This is a genomic window from Rahnella bruchi (assembly GCF_003614975.1).
GTDB classification, from domain to species: domain Bacteria; phylum Pseudomonadota; class Gammaproteobacteria; order Enterobacterales; family Enterobacteriaceae; genus Rahnella; species Rahnella bruchi.
This window is the reverse complement of record NZ_QZWI01000001.1, coordinates 394326-408885: the sequence shown is the minus strand read 5'-3', so window position 1 is coordinate 408885 and position 14560 is coordinate 394326. Positions and strand designations below refer to the sequence as shown.

Sequence of the window (14560 nt, the reverse complement as noted above, 5' to 3'; positions counted from 1 at the left end):
AAAAGTAAACATTTGGAAACATCTTGGCAAACTATTATTTTCAAAATTGTCGATTAATTTAACTTGTTCATTATTTTTGATTATTTAAAGCCAATCTTGTTCAGCTCTTTCGTATCAGGTATTGGGGGGATCGGATTATTCCCATGAAACCACGGCTGGCATGGGTTTGTAAGTTTTTGTCATCGAAAGTAAAGATTGCTTTCGGACTAAATATTTGAGTAAAAATAATGATTTCATCAGTGATTAATAATATCCGATGCATTCAAAGATATTTTTTAAACATATATGACAGGAGGTATCCCCGCAGTTATGCGGGGATGCTCAATATAACTTAAATGAAACGTAAAGACTTTTAGGGTTTTGTTCATAACTGATCGAGATCAGCTTCCGTAATAGGATGATATTTATAATCCATTCAAATTTCGATTAGGAATATTTTTATTATCTTATATTTGATGTTTCTGGTGAGGGTTCTTTCCCTGAATTCAAAGAGAGCGGCATCCGGCATCACATGGAGAGTGACACTATGTTTACTGCAACAAAACGGTTTACTGCAACAAAACGTTTTGCCGCCATTGCGGTACTGCTGACATTATTCATCGCCCCGCGGGTCGTTCAGGCTGCGCAGCCTCTGCCTGTGGTGACCGCCGCCACGATTAAAACTCAGTCTGACAGCGCCGGGCGTACTTATCTCGGGCGCCTTGAGGCCGTCCAGGCTGTAAATATCACCAGCCGGACGGAAGGCTTTATTGCCCGTCGCGCTTTTGAGGAAGGGCAGTTTGTGAATGCCGGGGATCTGTTGTACGAAATTGAACCGGCCTTGCATAAGGCCGCCGTTGCTCAGGCAAAGGCCCAGCTCGACAGTGCTAATGCGACGGCGCGCCACGCTCAGACCCATCTCAACCGTATACAGCGGCTGGGAGATGCCAGAACGGTGAGTCAGTCTGATGTCGATACGGCGCTCGCCGCACGTGATACCGCCCGCGCAACCGTTGCACAGGCACAGGCCGCGCTGAAAACGCAGGAGCTTCAGCTGAGTTATACCCGCATCACGGCACCCATTTCAGGCCGTATTGGCGTGAGCCATTTTCATACCGGCAGTCTGGTCAGCCCGGCCAGCGGTGTAATGACAGAAATTGTGCAGCTTGATCCCGTACGTGTGGTGATTTCGGTCAACGAGCGCGATGTTCTGAGTGCTACACATACCAGCGGCAACCTCGGGCAGGCATTTTCTGACGCCCATATGGCACTGTCCCTGCGTTTATCAGACGGCTCGCCTTATATGAAAACACCGGTCTTCGAGTCGCTGGGTAACCGCATCGAAGCGCAGACAGGGACATTGCCCGTCAGGTTGATGGTTGCAAATCCAGAGCACCGTTTATTGCCCGGCGGGACGGTGAATGTCACGGCGCAACCACGTGCAGGGGATCCGTTACCGGTATTGCCTGCGCAGGCCCTGCTGCAAAACGCGACAGGATATTTTGTTCTGCTGGTAAATGCTGAACAGCGCATCGAAGCGCGGCCTGTCCGGCTGGGCGCGCAAACGCCTCAAGGTTATTTCGTGGCTGAAGGATTGAAGGGCGGTGAAAATGTCGTGACGGAAGGTCTGCAATGGGCTCAGCCAGGCATGAAGGTCAATGTACGGGGCGCATCGGATGCCTCCTCCGCTCCCGCTAAGAAAGGTTAAGGAACAACAATGCTTCAGCAATTTATCAAAAGACCCCGTTTTGCGGTGGTCATCGCACTGGTGACCGCGCTGATTGGAGCCGTTGCCCTGAAGGTGATTCCGGTAGAGCAATATCCTGACATTACGCCGCCGGTAGTTTCTGTCAGCGCCACCTATCCCGGTGCCAGCGCGCGTGATGTGGCAGAATCCGTCGCCGCACCGATTGAAGCGCAGGTCAACGGCGTCAGCAATATGCTGTATATGTCGTCGAACAGCGGCAATAACGGCAGCTATACGCTCACGATTACTTTTGCCAGCGGTACCGATCCGGACACCGCGGCCGTGGAAGTACAAAACCGTATTTCTCAGGTCAGCTCGCGACTTCCGCCTGAAGTACTGAGTACCGGCGTATCTGTGCGCAAACAGGCGTCCAATATTCTGATGGGGATCAGCCTGCTTTCTCCGGAGAATACGCACGACAAATTATTTATCAGTAACTTTGCCAGCATTCAGCTGCGCGATGCGCTGGCGCGTGTTGATGGCGTGGGTGATGTTCGGGTTTTTGGTTCGCGTGATTACAGTATGCGTATCTGGCTGGATCCGCGCAAAATGGAAGCGCTGGATGTCAGCAGTATCGAAATCAGCGCTGCCATTCGCGAGCAGAACGTTCAGGCTGCTGCCGGACAGATTGGCGCATCGCCAAGTCCTTCGATACAGCAGCAAACCCTGACCATCAGCGGCGCCGGGCGGCTGAGTTCACCAGAAGAGTTCGGCAATATTATTGTGCGCAAAAATGCCAACGGCGGGGCGGTTCGACTGCGCGATGTCGCGCGAATTGAGCTGGGTGCGCAGGATTATCAGGTCAATGCCACGCTGAACCAGACGCCATCGGCATTCCTTTCAGTGTATCCCGCACCGGGAGCCAATGCGCTGAATGTGGCGAATGCAGTACGCGAAGAGATGTCGCGTCAGGCGCGTAATTTTCCTGATGACCTGACCTATGAAATCAAGTTCGACTCGACCCGTTTTGTCAGCGCGACACTGGATGAAATCGCCGTTTCACTGGTGCTTACGTTTATCGTCGTTCTGACGATTGTCTATTTGTTCCTGCAAAGTGCCCGCGCGACATTTATCGTCGCCCTGACTATTCCGGTTTCGTTACTGGGCACATTTGCCGTGCTGTATGCCCTTGGTTATTCGGCCAATACGCTGAGTCTTTTCGCCATTATTCTGGCACTGACCGTAGTGGTCGATGATGCCATTGTAGTGGTAGAAAACGTCCAACGTCTGATGACGGAAGACCCATCACTCGGGCGCGTTGCTGCCACACGAAAAGCCCTCAGGCAAATTGCAGGGCCGGTGATTGCCACGACCGTGGTTTTGCTGGCGGTGTTTGTGCCGATTGCGGTTTTGCCCGGCATTACCGGCGCTCTGTATCGCCAGTTTGCCGTAACACTTTCGGCCGCTGTCGTGCTTTCCAGTATCAATGCGCTGACGCTCACACCAGCGCTGTGCGCGACGCTGCTCAAACCTCGCCCTGAGAAAGCTGCCCGCCTCTTCCACCTCTTTAATCAGGGGCTGGACAGCGTGCGTGATGCTTATGTCAAAGCTGCTGCCGCTCTGAGTAAGCATGCACTGACCAGCGTGGTGACAGTGCTGGTGATCGCCGGTGCGTGCGTGTGGGGCTACAACAGCCTGCCCAAATCTTTTCTGCCGGATGAAGATCAGGGCTACTTCTTCGTGAATGTACAACTGCCGGATGGTGCGTCGCTCAACCGCACAGACGCAGTCCTGAGCAAGATGCAGACCCTTCTGGAGAAAGACCCTGCGGTTGAGGACGTGATCGCTATCAGTGGCTTTAGTCTGATGAGCGGCGGCAGTGCGCCTAATACCGCGTTCGGTATTGTACTGCTCAAGCCCTGGGGCGAGCGCAGCGCGGTGGATGAGGTGATAGGACGCCTGCAACCGGCAATGGCGGGGATTTCTTCCGCGATGATCATGGCGATAAATCCTCCGGCTATTTCCGGACTGGGAACCGCTTCGGGGCTGGATTTACGCCTCCAGGCATTGCAGGGACAGTCGCCGCAGGAACTGGCAGAAATTGGCCGCTCAATCATTCTGACTGCCAATCAAAATCCGCAACTGAGCCGGGTCTTCACCACATTCAGTGCCTCAGTGCCGGAAATCGCTTTGAGTGTGGATCGTGATCGCGCCGCAATGTTGCAGGTGCCGGTTGGCCGGATTTTTTCGACATTGCAGACGTCTTTGGGCGGCGTGAATGTCAGTGACTTCATCATGAATAACCGCCTGTTCAACGTGCAGATGCAAAATGAAATGGAGGATCGTCAGCGCGCCGATCAGATTTCTACACTGACCGTGCGCAGTGATAACGGTTCACTGGTCAGCCTGGGGAAAATGGTGGAACTGACACCCTCACTGGGCGCGCCATTTATCACGCAGTACAACCAGTTTCCGTCGCTGGCGGTGAGTGGTTCGGCGGCGCCGGGCGTCAGTTCGGGCGAGGCGATGGCGCAGATGGAAAATATCCTCAGCGAAAAGTTACCGGCAGGGTATGGCTATGAGTGGAGCGGCATGTCATTGCAGGAAATTCAGGCCGGAGGGCAGGCAATTCTTATCTATGCTGCCGCACTTCTTTTTGCCTATCTGTTCCTGGTGGCGCAATACGAAAGCTGGAGCATCCCGCTGGTGGTCATGATTTCGGTTATTTTTGCGGTCTTTGGCGCTATCGGCGGTCTGCATTTAGCGGGATTAAGTAACGATGTCTATGCTCAAATTGGCATGGTGTTGCTCATCGGACTGGCCGCGAAAAATGCCATTCTGATCGTTGAGTTCTCGAAAGCGCGCAGGGAAGAGGGGGCATCGGTCCGCGAAGCCGCGCAGGAAGGGGCGAAACAGCGTTTTCGTGCCGTTATGATGACGGCCATCTCCTTCATTCTTGGCGTATTACCTCTGGTGATGGCGTCCGGAGCGGGGGCCATGAGCCGCCATATTATCGGCGTCACAGTGTTTAGCGGCATGTTGCTGTCCACCACGATGGGGATCCTGTTTATCCCTGCGCTGTATGTTCATATTCAGCGTTTACGTGAATGGACGAAATCCCGTTAAGGCATGAGGGAGAAAAATTTGCGAAAGACAATGGTGACAACTCAGGGACTGAGGATCGTCGTGATGATGGCGATGCTGGTGGTCATATTTGCGGGCATTAAATCAGCAGCAGATATCATTGTGCCATTCATTCTGGCGCTGTTTCTGGCTTTTGTACTCAATCCGCTGATTGTCTTATTGGGAAAATGGCGGGTGCCACGGGCACTCGCTGTTTTACTGGTGGCGACTCTTGCGGTATGCCTGATGGTTTTCCTGACCACCAAACTACTGATGACCCTGAATGAGTTTGCCCGCACATTGCCGCAATACCGGGGACTGATTGCCGCCAAACTGGTCGAAGTTGATACCTGGTTTCACTGGTCAGAATTTTCATTAACGCCCGAACAGCTGGCCGGATATATCGACCCTGCCGTGATGCTTAATCTGGTAAGCAAGCTTATTAGCTATTTGTCGAACGCGATGGCGGGGTTATTTTTACTGCTGATGACTGTGGCGTTTATGCTGCTGGAAGTACCGCAACTGCCGTATAAAGTGCAGCAGATGTCCGAAGATCCAGGCAAGGGCATGGCGAATGTTCAGCGTGCACTCGACAGCGTAACGCGTTATCTGGTGATCAAAACGCTGATAAGCGTGGTGACCGGGCTGGCGGTGTGGGCGCTGCTGGCTGTCATGGGGATCCGGTTTGCCTTTCTCTGGGGAATGCTGGCATTTGCACTTAATTATATTCCCAACATTGGGTCTTTTATCGCGGCAATTCCCCCCATCATTCAGGCATTTTTGTTCAATGGCATCAGTGATGGTCTGATTTTGACCGGAGGATATATTCTGATCAATCTGCTGTTTGGCAGCATTATTGATCCGAAAATTCTTGGTCGCGGACTTGGGCTCTCAACGCTGGTCGTGTTTGTATCGTTGATTTTCTGGGGATGGCTGATGGGCCCGGTGGGGATGTTGTTGTCCGTGCCGCTGACGATTGTGCTGAAAATCGCACTGGAGCCGACCGCCGCTGGCCACAAAATTGCTGTACTGCTGGGCGACGGACCGCTGAAGCGCTAAGTCAGTTCTGTTCTTCTATTCGTTGGGCCAGAGTTTCGATACTTTGCAGCGATATCAATAATTGCTGACGGGCGGCGAGATCAAGCCCGTCAAACAATCTGCCGATGGCTTCCTGCTTAGGTTTTTTTACCTGCGCCAGCGCCTGATTTCCGGCTTCTGTCAGCTCAAGCAGCTGTGAACGGCGGTCGGTGGGATGGCGACGACGTACCAGTAAACCATCTCTGTCCATCGCATCTATCGCGTCTGTAATTGTCCGGGGAGATTGCTGGAGCACAATTGCCAGCTCCGCGGGACGGCAGGTGCCTTCCTGCGCGATTGCAGTCAGTAGTTTTTCGCGTGCCAGGGAGAGTCCCTGAGCTGACATTGCGGCGTCGACCTGTTTGCGCATAAGCCGGATAACCGACAGCAATGTTTCAGTGATCACCGCCGGCGTTGCTTCGTCAAATGTTGGTTTAAGCATATCGTGAGGTCACTCAAAATTAGTCTGCTAATGTTGAGGTAATTGTATCCCTCTGCGGGCAGAGTGCAACTGACCTATGGATTGGACTGAACACGAAGGTTAATTAAAGCAGGAAATAGTGTGGATATAAACACCCAATATCCTGACAGAACAGGGAAATGGGTGTTTAGGTTGGTTCAGCTGTAGATTTTGTAAATCTGCTGAAGATCGTCTTTAATCTGACGACTGACGGGTGTTGCGGAAATATCATCAATTGGCCAGAACAAATATTTGATGAGGTTATACACGAAACAGAACTCCAGACGGTTGCGAACTTTTATTTTCTGCGCCAGATGACGCTTATGGACATACACCGTGCGGCTGCTGATATTCAATTTTCTGGCGATGCGGTAGTTTGGCATTTCCGACATCCAGTAACTCATGACCAGAATCTCCTGATCACTGAACAAGGTTCTGGGTATCTTGAAATTATTATCCGGTGTAAATGATTGCGGATCTAAAGCTATGCCTTGTAATAATGACGTGAGTGACTGTTTGTTGAGAATAAAAACTTCGCGGGTAACAGGGATCGGGACATCACAGTCAGGATAATTCGCATCGATATAACAGTATATACGAGCGCTGTGTCGCAGGTCGAAAAAGCATTTTAATTCTTCAGATAATTCAGCATTGTGACAATATTTTGTCATGTTGACTAAGATAATGTCTGGCTGGAATTCAGGGATTGTATCTAATGCTTGTGAAACATTCACGCTATCAATAATGTTAAGATTATTATTCTCAACCAGATAAGAGAAAATTCCTAATCGGGTAAAGCCGCAGGGTTCAATAATTGAGATTTTCATTTTACGTCCTTGTCATGCGTGTGATTACGCAATGGAAACCACTCCTGTGATTTCTGCGGCTAGCATAGTTTTTTTTCTATAATGCTGTCAATTCGGAAATACCAGACTATTGATCTGGTTCAAAGCGAAATTAGAAATAATCCTTACAGAAATATAATGACAACCATCGTTAATTATTAACGATGGTTGAAACATTTTTACATTAGCTGAATCTTGAGAGAGAAAAAGGTTTCAGATCAAAAGGAATAGGATGATTGTTAGCGAAGTGAGTAACTATTTCACCCAATACGCTGGCAAATTTAAACCCATGACCGCTCAACCCTGAAATAACCAACGTATTTTCCCGGTCAGGCAGCGTATCAATAATGAAGTCTTCATCGTCAGTCATATCGTAAGTGCATGATGCACCACGCAGGCTGACGCCAACTCCCGGCAGGAAGTGGCGGAAGAAATTGAAAGACTCGGTGCCATCCTGACTGATCTTGCCAAAGGGTTTACGTTCCTCCGGTTCGGTGATCCACTGACCGCCGTTGTGCTTTCCGAGCTTCAGGGCGTCTTTGACTGACGGAAATCCGTAGTACTGGTCACCTTGCTGTGTCTCAAGCGTGAACGCAGGGAAATGATTTTCCTCACTGTAGCGGCCATCAGCATGGAACCAGGCAAACACTTTACGCAGTGGTTTTACCGGCAATTCAGGCAGAATTTTGGTCACCCAGGTACCCGCCGAAACCAGCAATTTCGCTGCGCTGTAGATACCGTCCGCGGTAGCGACCTCGACGCCGTCATCAAGCCATTGAATACTTTCAACAGGGCAGTTAAACAACTGCGCGCACCCGGCCTCGCGTGCCAGGCGGATATAAGCTGTGATGGCCATTTCACTTTGCAGATAGCCGGAATCAGGCTCAAACACGCCGGAATAACCGTCAGGGAGGGTGAACAGTGGCCATTTCTCGCGAATTTCAGCGGCGCTCATGTCCTGTGTATTCAGATGATAAGTTTGAGCGCTGTGTTTCACATTGCCGATGAATTTAGAATTTTCTGGGCCAATGTTAAGCACGCCGCTGCGATGAAAAACTTTTTCGCCGCTCAGTTCTGCCAGTTCATTCCAGAGCGTCTGTGCCCTGAGCAGCATAGGCACATAGCGTGCACCTTCGCCGTAAGCGTGGCGAATCAGGCGGGTTTCACCGTGATGGCTGCCTGCCTGATGGGGCGGCATTGAACTGTCTATCATCAGCACCTTCAACCCGGCCTGGGTGGCGTAGTAGCCAGCCGCTGAACCGACTGAACCGCTGCCGACGATGATGAGATCGTAATCCATATTTAAAAATTCCTGAGGTGAGTTTTTAACAAATAGGCTACAGGCATGATAGAGAGTTTACGGCAGTGATGGCAAGCAGGGCAGGGGCAAAGAAAAAGGCACCAGGATGAAATCGCTGGTGCCTCAGGCTGGCAGATAAAAATCAATGTTTTCGGTGATCACTGTATTCGTACTCGTTAGATTCTATCTTTTCAATGCCGGCTTCGAGAATGTTAATCAGTTGCCGGGCAACGTCGGTAGTTAACCACAAGGTTCTGTCTACCTGAGCATCCTCGGGTGTCTGGTCTTTTGAAGACAGGTAATGAAGACGTATCATCATGGCGTCATAAGAGTCGACGGTACTGATATCCCAACCAACAAGCGGGTGTGTCTGAATAACTTCATCATTTCTGTCCATATAGACCCCTTATATTGTAGTGACTAACGTGAGTGACTATCTGAGGATCAATGCGGCTCATTATCAGGTGAGCTATTTCAGTATAAACAGCTAAATCGATTTAGGGTGAGATTTGAGAGTATTTAATTGTAAATAATTTGTATCGATTAATTGTTCAGCAGAATAGTCCGAAGATTAACGCAAATTATTTTTAGGCTGAATTGTGATTTATGCATCTCAATGGAATAAAAAACCGGACTGCGACGCCCGGTGAAATACAGAAATAGCCTTGCGGCGTGGTTTTAATAAACCTGATTATTATAGATAGAGTAAAGAAAGTGAATAGGTTTGCTGAAATTTCATAGCGTTACTCATCGTTCTGATTTGAAAACCAGTCATCAGCACTTTCCCAGGTTTCCTGCAAAATTTCTTCAATGAGGTCACGGTCAGTTTTGGCTCCGCCCAATACGGATAGGCTATTTGCTCCGGCATAACGGACCTGAATTTTATTTTCGCGGTCGGAAAACTGTTTGTTAATTCTTTTACTCAATTCACCGGATAACGCGTCCAGCGCGCCAACAGGCAGAGGCTTGGTTTTATCGATTGTGACTTCAACACGCATAGGACCTCCTGAATAGATTTGACTGTATATTTATACAGTCAAATCATAATCAGCGCAAGTCACTGTATTGAGAAATCGTAATCAGAACGAGGTCACTTTCCAGTTCAGGGTTTGTCCTGCGAGGAATGGGACAACCGATTCATTACCCAAAGCCATCTCTTCTGGCTGAGTCACCGGGGTGCGCGTCAGCTCGATGAAATCTTCATTAAGTGGCAAACCATAAAAACGCGGGCCATTAAGGGAGCAGAACGCTTCAAAATGCTGGAGGGCATTCATTTCTTCGAAGACTGTCGCATAAGCTGGCAGGGCAAGTGGCGCATTAAAGCAACCCGCACAGCCACAGCTTGATTCTTTGCGGCCTTTGGTGTGTGGTGCGGAATCCGTGCCGAGGAAGAAACGCTCAGCGCCACTGGCGATAACTTCGCGCAATGCTTCCTGATGAACGTTACGTTTGAGGATTGGCAGACAGAACAGGTGAGGGCGAACGCCGCCCACCAGCATGTGGTTGCGGTTAAACATCAGATGCTGTGGCGTTATTGTGGCGCCCAGATACTGATTACCGGAAAGAACATACTGAGCCGCTTCTTTGGTGGTGATGTGCTCAAAGACGATTTTCAACTCAGGGAACTGACGACGCACCGGGTCCATCACTTCATCAATGAAGCGGGCTTCGCGATCGAAAATATCAACATGGCTGTGCGTAACTTCGCCGTGGATAAGCAAAGGCATGCCGATTTTCTGCATGCGTTCGAGCACAGGGAAAATCGTTTTGACATCTGATACCCCGTGCTGAGAATTGGTAGTCGCGTTGGCCGGATACAGTTTTGCAGCAGTGAACACGCCTTGCTCGAAACCGCGGGCAATTTCTTCAGGATCCAGAGAGTCCGTCAGATAGCAGGTCATAAGAGGCGTGAATGTATGCCCGTCGGGCAGAGCAGCCATAATACGTTCACGATATGCGATTGCTGCGGCAACCGTCGTCACAGGAGGCGTCAGATTTGGCATGACAATCGCACGGCCAAAGACTTCGCTGGTGAAAGGTAACACCGTACTGAGCATTTCATCATCACGAAGGTGAATATGCCAGTCATCTGGGCGGCGGATTTTCAAAACTTGCGGTGTTGCGGTCATCAGGCAAAACTCCGGCATTGAGAGACAAGACGTTGGGATCAGGTGCGGTAATGGGAGCATTAACGGCGGGGAACAAGGATAAGCGTAAAACCGATGTGTTGCATCTGTTAAATAAAGTTCGTATTGAAATCAATGTATCGAAAGGGTCATAGTAGTCAAAGATTTTAGTCACCGTGCTTCATGGTGTGAGCCTGAAGCAGGACAAAATAACGGGAGAACCATTATGGAAATCAGAGTTGTTGCCACAATCGTCGCGAAAAGAGAATTCAGAGCGAAAGTGACAGAAGCATTGCTTGACGTAATTGAACCAAGCCGCCAGGAACTAGGGTGCCTGCAGTATGAGCTCCACCAGGATCTGGATACCGACGGCACTTTTGTTTTCTACGAGCGTTGGGCATCAGAAGATGCGTTAAACCAACATAATAAAACCGAGCATTTCCAGCATTTCGCTAAAAGCCTGGAAGGGAAGCTTGAGGAACTGACGATCCGCCGTCTGAAAAGTCTGGCCTGATTTTCGTCAGTCAGGTCAGTTACTTATAAAAAAACCCGCCGAGGCGGGTTTTTTATTATTGAGACAGTCTCAGCACAGCAGAATTACTCTGTTGGCATCTCCGGCTTAGTGGCAGGTGCCGTTGCAGTAGTTACTGCAGCATGCCCACCGGCAGAACCTTTACCATCAAAGTTGAACTCAGGGCGAACCCAGTCACTGTTTCGCGTTGGCTCAGGCACATAGCTTGGTGCTGGTGCTTTCGTCATAGGTGCTGTCGCGAAATGCTTAAAGCGAGGTGCAACAACCGCGGCTTCAGTCACTGCCGGAGCTTGAACAACAGGCGCCGTTTCCATAGCAGGTTTCACCTGTGCAACCGGTTCTGGTTTCTCTTCAACTTTCACTTCAGATTCTGCGACTGGCGCAGGTGCCTGGAGTTCAGGTTCAGCCAGCACAGCTGTTGGCTCAACAACCGCTGGCTCATGGGCTTCTGGCGCCACTTCGACAACAGGTGTTTCTTCAACAGGTTCAGCGGTTGCAGGTTCAACCAGTACAGGTTCGTCAGCAACAGGCTGAGCTGCATCTGCAGGCGCTTCTTGCTGTGCGGCTTCAGCGACAGGCTGAGGTGCAACTTCTGCAGTTTCAGAAATGACCGGCGTATTTGCCTGTGCAATCTCAATCTGCTGGGTCAGCACTTCAGGTGCTTCTGCTTCAGCGCTCTGGTTTTCAGATGACTGATATTCAGACGGCTGATACTCAGAAGACTGGGCCACCGGATAGGTGATCCAAACTTTACCTGACGCCATTTCCGGAGAAACGAACGCACCTGCCATTGGCATTGGTGACTGAGTCGGGTATCGCTCATCGCGGTAACGACGACGACGCTGACCGCTGACACGCAGATGACGCGGCGAACGACGTGAACGACGTGGCATACCGTTTTCACGGGCGTTGTCATTCTGATTGTCTTCGCTGTCCACAGCGTTTGCTGGTTCGGCATCAGAAGATTCCTGCGCAACGACTGCTGGCGCTGCCGGGCGAGTGCCGGTGATCAGCATCTGGGCCGCAGCTTCTTCTTCATGATCCACTTCTTCAGATTCGAAGCGAATTTTCTGATTCAGCTGGCGACGCTGACGGCGCTGTGCTGGCTGACGATCTTCCTGCTCAGTTTCTTCAGTAACAACCGGAGCTGCAACTTGCTCAACAGCAACTGCATCCTGAATTTTCTCTTCAGTTTGCGGTTTACGTTTGTCTTCAGAGCGGCGACGGGAACGTTCGCGACGAGGTTGTTGCTGCTGTTCTTCACGAGCGGCAGTTTCAACTTCTTCATTACGCGTTTCAGTAACAACCGGTTCCTGATTACGACGGCCACGACGCTGATCGTCACGTTGCTCGCGATTATTTTCGCGGTTATCACGGCCTTCACCACGATTATCACGATTGTTGTCACGGCCTTCGCCACGTTCACCACGATTACCGCGGTCATTGCGCTCACCACGTTCACCATTGCGGTCACGGCGTCCGCCCTGACGACGTTGATTGCGGCGTTCGTTGTTGCGACGATTTTCAGTTTCAGTCGCTTCCTGAGTCTCTTTTGGCGCTTCAACAGGTTTAACTTCCTGTTGTGGCTCCGGAGCAAACATGTTTTTCAGTCCGCTCAGCAGACGGCTTACGAAACCTGGTTTCTCAGCAACAGGAGCTGGCGGAACATTCACTGTGGCAGTTCGTGTTTTGACAGGTTCTTCAGTTGCAGGGGTCTGCTCAAAGCTGGAAGGCGGCGCTTCGCTTTGCAGCGCAAAAGCAGCCAGAGCCGGTTGCTCAGGACGACGACGTTCAGCCGGCAACTCTTCGGAAGGTTGCAGCATTTCGGCTTCGTGGATCTGTGGCAACAGGTAGCTCAGTGCAGAGATTTCTTCACCTTTACGAACGCGCAGAACGTGGTAATGCGGAGTTTGCATTTGATCGTTAGGCACGATCACAGCACGCACGCCACCCTGACGTTTTTCGATAGCATTCACCGATTCACGTTTTTCGTTCAGCAGGTAAGAAGCGATTGGCACCGGAACGATAGCATGCACTTCTTTGGTGTTTTCTTTCAGCGCTTCTTCTTCAATCAGACGCAGAATCGACAGTGACAGAGATTCGTTGTCACGGACGGTACCGGTACCTGCGCAACGTGGGCAGATATGGTGCGTTGATTCACCCAGTGACGGGCTCAGGCGCTGACGCGACATTTCCAGTAAACCGAAACGGGAAATGCGACCAATTTGGATACGGGCGCGGTCCTGACGAACGGCATCACGCAGACGGTTTTCCACTTCACGCTGGTGGCGAACTGGCGTCATATCGATAAAGTCGATAACGATCAGACCACCCAGGTCACGCAGGCGTAACTGGCGGGCAATTTCGTCTGCCGCTTCAAGGTTGGTATTAAAGGCTGTCTCTTCGATATCGCCGCCGCGTGTTGCACGTGCGGAGTTGATATCGATAGCGGTCAGCGCTTCGGTGCTGTCGATAACAATCGAGCCACCGGAAGGCAGACGCACTTCACGCTGGAAAGCGGATTCGATTTGCGATTCGATCTGGTAGTGACTGAACAGCGGAATTTCACCGACGTACGGTTTAATTTTGCTGCTGAAGTCAGGACGTCCCAGAGCGGCGATATGCTCTTTTGCCAGATCGAGGATTTTCGGGTTATCGATAAGGATTTCGCCGATATCCGGACGCAGGTAGTCACGGAACGCACGAACGATAACATTACTTTCCTGATGGATCAGGAACGGAGCAGGACGGCCTTCAGCCGCTTTCTTGATAGCATCCCAATGTTTGAGACGGAAAGTCAGGTCCCATTGCAGGGCTTCTGCGGATTTGCCAACACCGGCAGTACGCACAATCAGACCCATGCCATCAGGTAATTGCAGAGAAGACAGCGCTTCTTTCAGCTCAGTACGGTCATCGCCTTCAATCCGGCGGGAAATACCCCCGGCGCGTGGATTGTTCGGCATCAGAACCAGATAACTACCGGCCAGACTGATAAACGTCGTCAGTGCTGCGCCTTTATTTCCACGTTCTTCTTTATCAACCTGAACGATAACTTCCTGACCTTCGCGCAAAACATCTTTGATGTTTGGGCGGCCGTGGGAAGAATAGTTGCTAGGGAAATATTCACGGGAAATTTCTTTCAGAGGGAGGAAACCATGTCGTTCTGCGCCGTAATCTACGAATGCCGCTTCCAGACTAGGTTCAATGCGGGTGATTTTACCTTTGTAAATGTTCGCTTTTTTCTGCTCATGGCCCGGACTTTCAATATCCAAATCATACAGCCGCTGTCCATCTACAAGGGCAACGCGCAACTCTTCTTGCTGAGTCGCGTTAATCAACATTCTTTTCATCTTAACTTACTCATTATTATTCCATTATTGACAGAGCTGCGGGCAAAATGACCTCATGACCGGATAAACCGTTGGCCCCGA

Annotated in this window: 11 protein-coding genes; 4 read left to right on the top strand and 7 right to left on the bottom strand. The window is 50.6% G+C overall.

All coding sequences use genetic code 11. The features are described from left to right. Window positions 1–526 precede the first annotated feature (526 nt). Genes D5398_RS01950 through D5398_RS01940 form a run of 3 tightly spaced genes read left to right on the top strand, consistent with a single transcriptional unit; the run spans window position 527 to window position 5848 of the window. Window positions 527–1687 carry an efflux RND transporter periplasmic adaptor subunit gene (locus D5398_RS01950; RefSeq protein ID WP_120506113.1) on the top strand — a complete coding sequence of 387 codons (1161 nt, stop codon included), beginning with the start codon at window positions 527–529 and terminating at the stop codon, window positions 1685–1687. A 9-nt stretch (window positions 1688–1696) separates the two neighbouring features. Continuing rightward, window positions 1697–4792 (top strand): efflux RND transporter permease subunit, encoded by a 3096-nt coding sequence (locus D5398_RS01945; protein ID WP_120506112.1) that lies wholly within the window; start codon window positions 1697–1699, stop codon window positions 4790–4792. Between the two features lie 18 nt (window positions 4793–4810). Then, a complete protein-coding gene (locus tag D5398_RS01940; protein WP_120506111.1) occupies window positions 4811–5848 on the top strand; it encodes an AI-2E family transporter in 1038 nt (345 codons plus the stop codon). 1 nt (window position 5849) lies between these two features. Here the strand turns inward: D5398_RS01940 and D5398_RS01935 are convergent, their stop codons facing one another. The 6 genes from D5398_RS01935 to pyrC all read right to left on the bottom strand — a co-directional run bounded on the left by D5398_RS01935 (window position 5850) and on the right by pyrC (window position 10600). Continuing rightward, window positions 5850–6308, bottom strand: a complete 459-nt coding sequence (locus D5398_RS01935; protein ID WP_120506110.1) for a MarR family winged helix-turn-helix transcriptional regulator — start codon at window positions 6306–6308, stop codon at window positions 5850–5852. Window positions 6309–6484: 176 nt separating this feature from the next. After that, complete coding sequence (locus tag D5398_RS01930; protein WP_120506109.1) at window positions 6485–7153, bottom strand: LuxR C-terminal-related transcriptional regulator; 669 nt, start codon at window positions 7151–7153, stop codon at window positions 6485–6487. 202 nt (window positions 7154–7355) lie between these two features. After that, on the bottom strand, window positions 7356–8471 hold the full coding sequence (gene solA / locus D5398_RS01925) for an N-methyl-L-tryptophan oxidase (RefSeq protein WP_120506108.1): 1116 nt from the start codon (window positions 8469–8471) through the stop codon (window positions 7356–7358). A 142-nt stretch (window positions 8472–8613) separates the two neighbouring features. Continuing rightward, on the bottom strand, window positions 8614–8868 hold the full coding sequence (bssS, locus tag D5398_RS01920; protein WP_013576258.1) for a biofilm formation regulator BssS: 255 nt from the start codon (window positions 8866–8868) through the stop codon (window positions 8614–8616). Window positions 8869–9214: 346 nt separating this feature from the next. Continuing rightward, window positions 9215–9469 carry a DNA damage-inducible protein I gene (dinI, locus tag D5398_RS01915; RefSeq protein ID WP_120134634.1) on the bottom strand — a complete coding sequence of 85 codons (255 nt, stop codon included), beginning with the start codon at window positions 9467–9469 and terminating at the stop codon, window positions 9215–9217. 81 nt (window positions 9470–9550) lie between these two features. Then, window positions 9551–10600, bottom strand: a complete 1050-nt coding sequence (gene pyrC, locus D5398_RS01910; protein WP_120506107.1) for a dihydroorotase — start codon at window positions 10598–10600, stop codon at window positions 9551–9553. 223 nt (window positions 10601–10823) lie between these two features. Here pyrC and D5398_RS01905 point away from each other — a divergent pair, with 223 nt between their 5' ends. Further along, window positions 10824–11111, top strand: a complete 288-nt coding sequence (locus tag D5398_RS01905; RefSeq protein WP_120506106.1) for a putative quinol monooxygenase — start codon at window positions 10824–10826, stop codon at window positions 11109–11111. Between the two features lie 83 nt (window positions 11112–11194). On the opposite strand, the gene rne is transcribed toward D5398_RS01905, so the two are convergent. Continuing rightward, window positions 11195–14479 carry a ribonuclease E gene (gene rne / locus D5398_RS01900; RefSeq protein ID WP_120506105.1) on the bottom strand — a complete coding sequence of 1095 codons (3285 nt, stop codon included), beginning with the start codon at window positions 14477–14479 and terminating at the stop codon, window positions 11195–11197. Window positions 14480–14560: the final 81 nt, after the last annotated feature.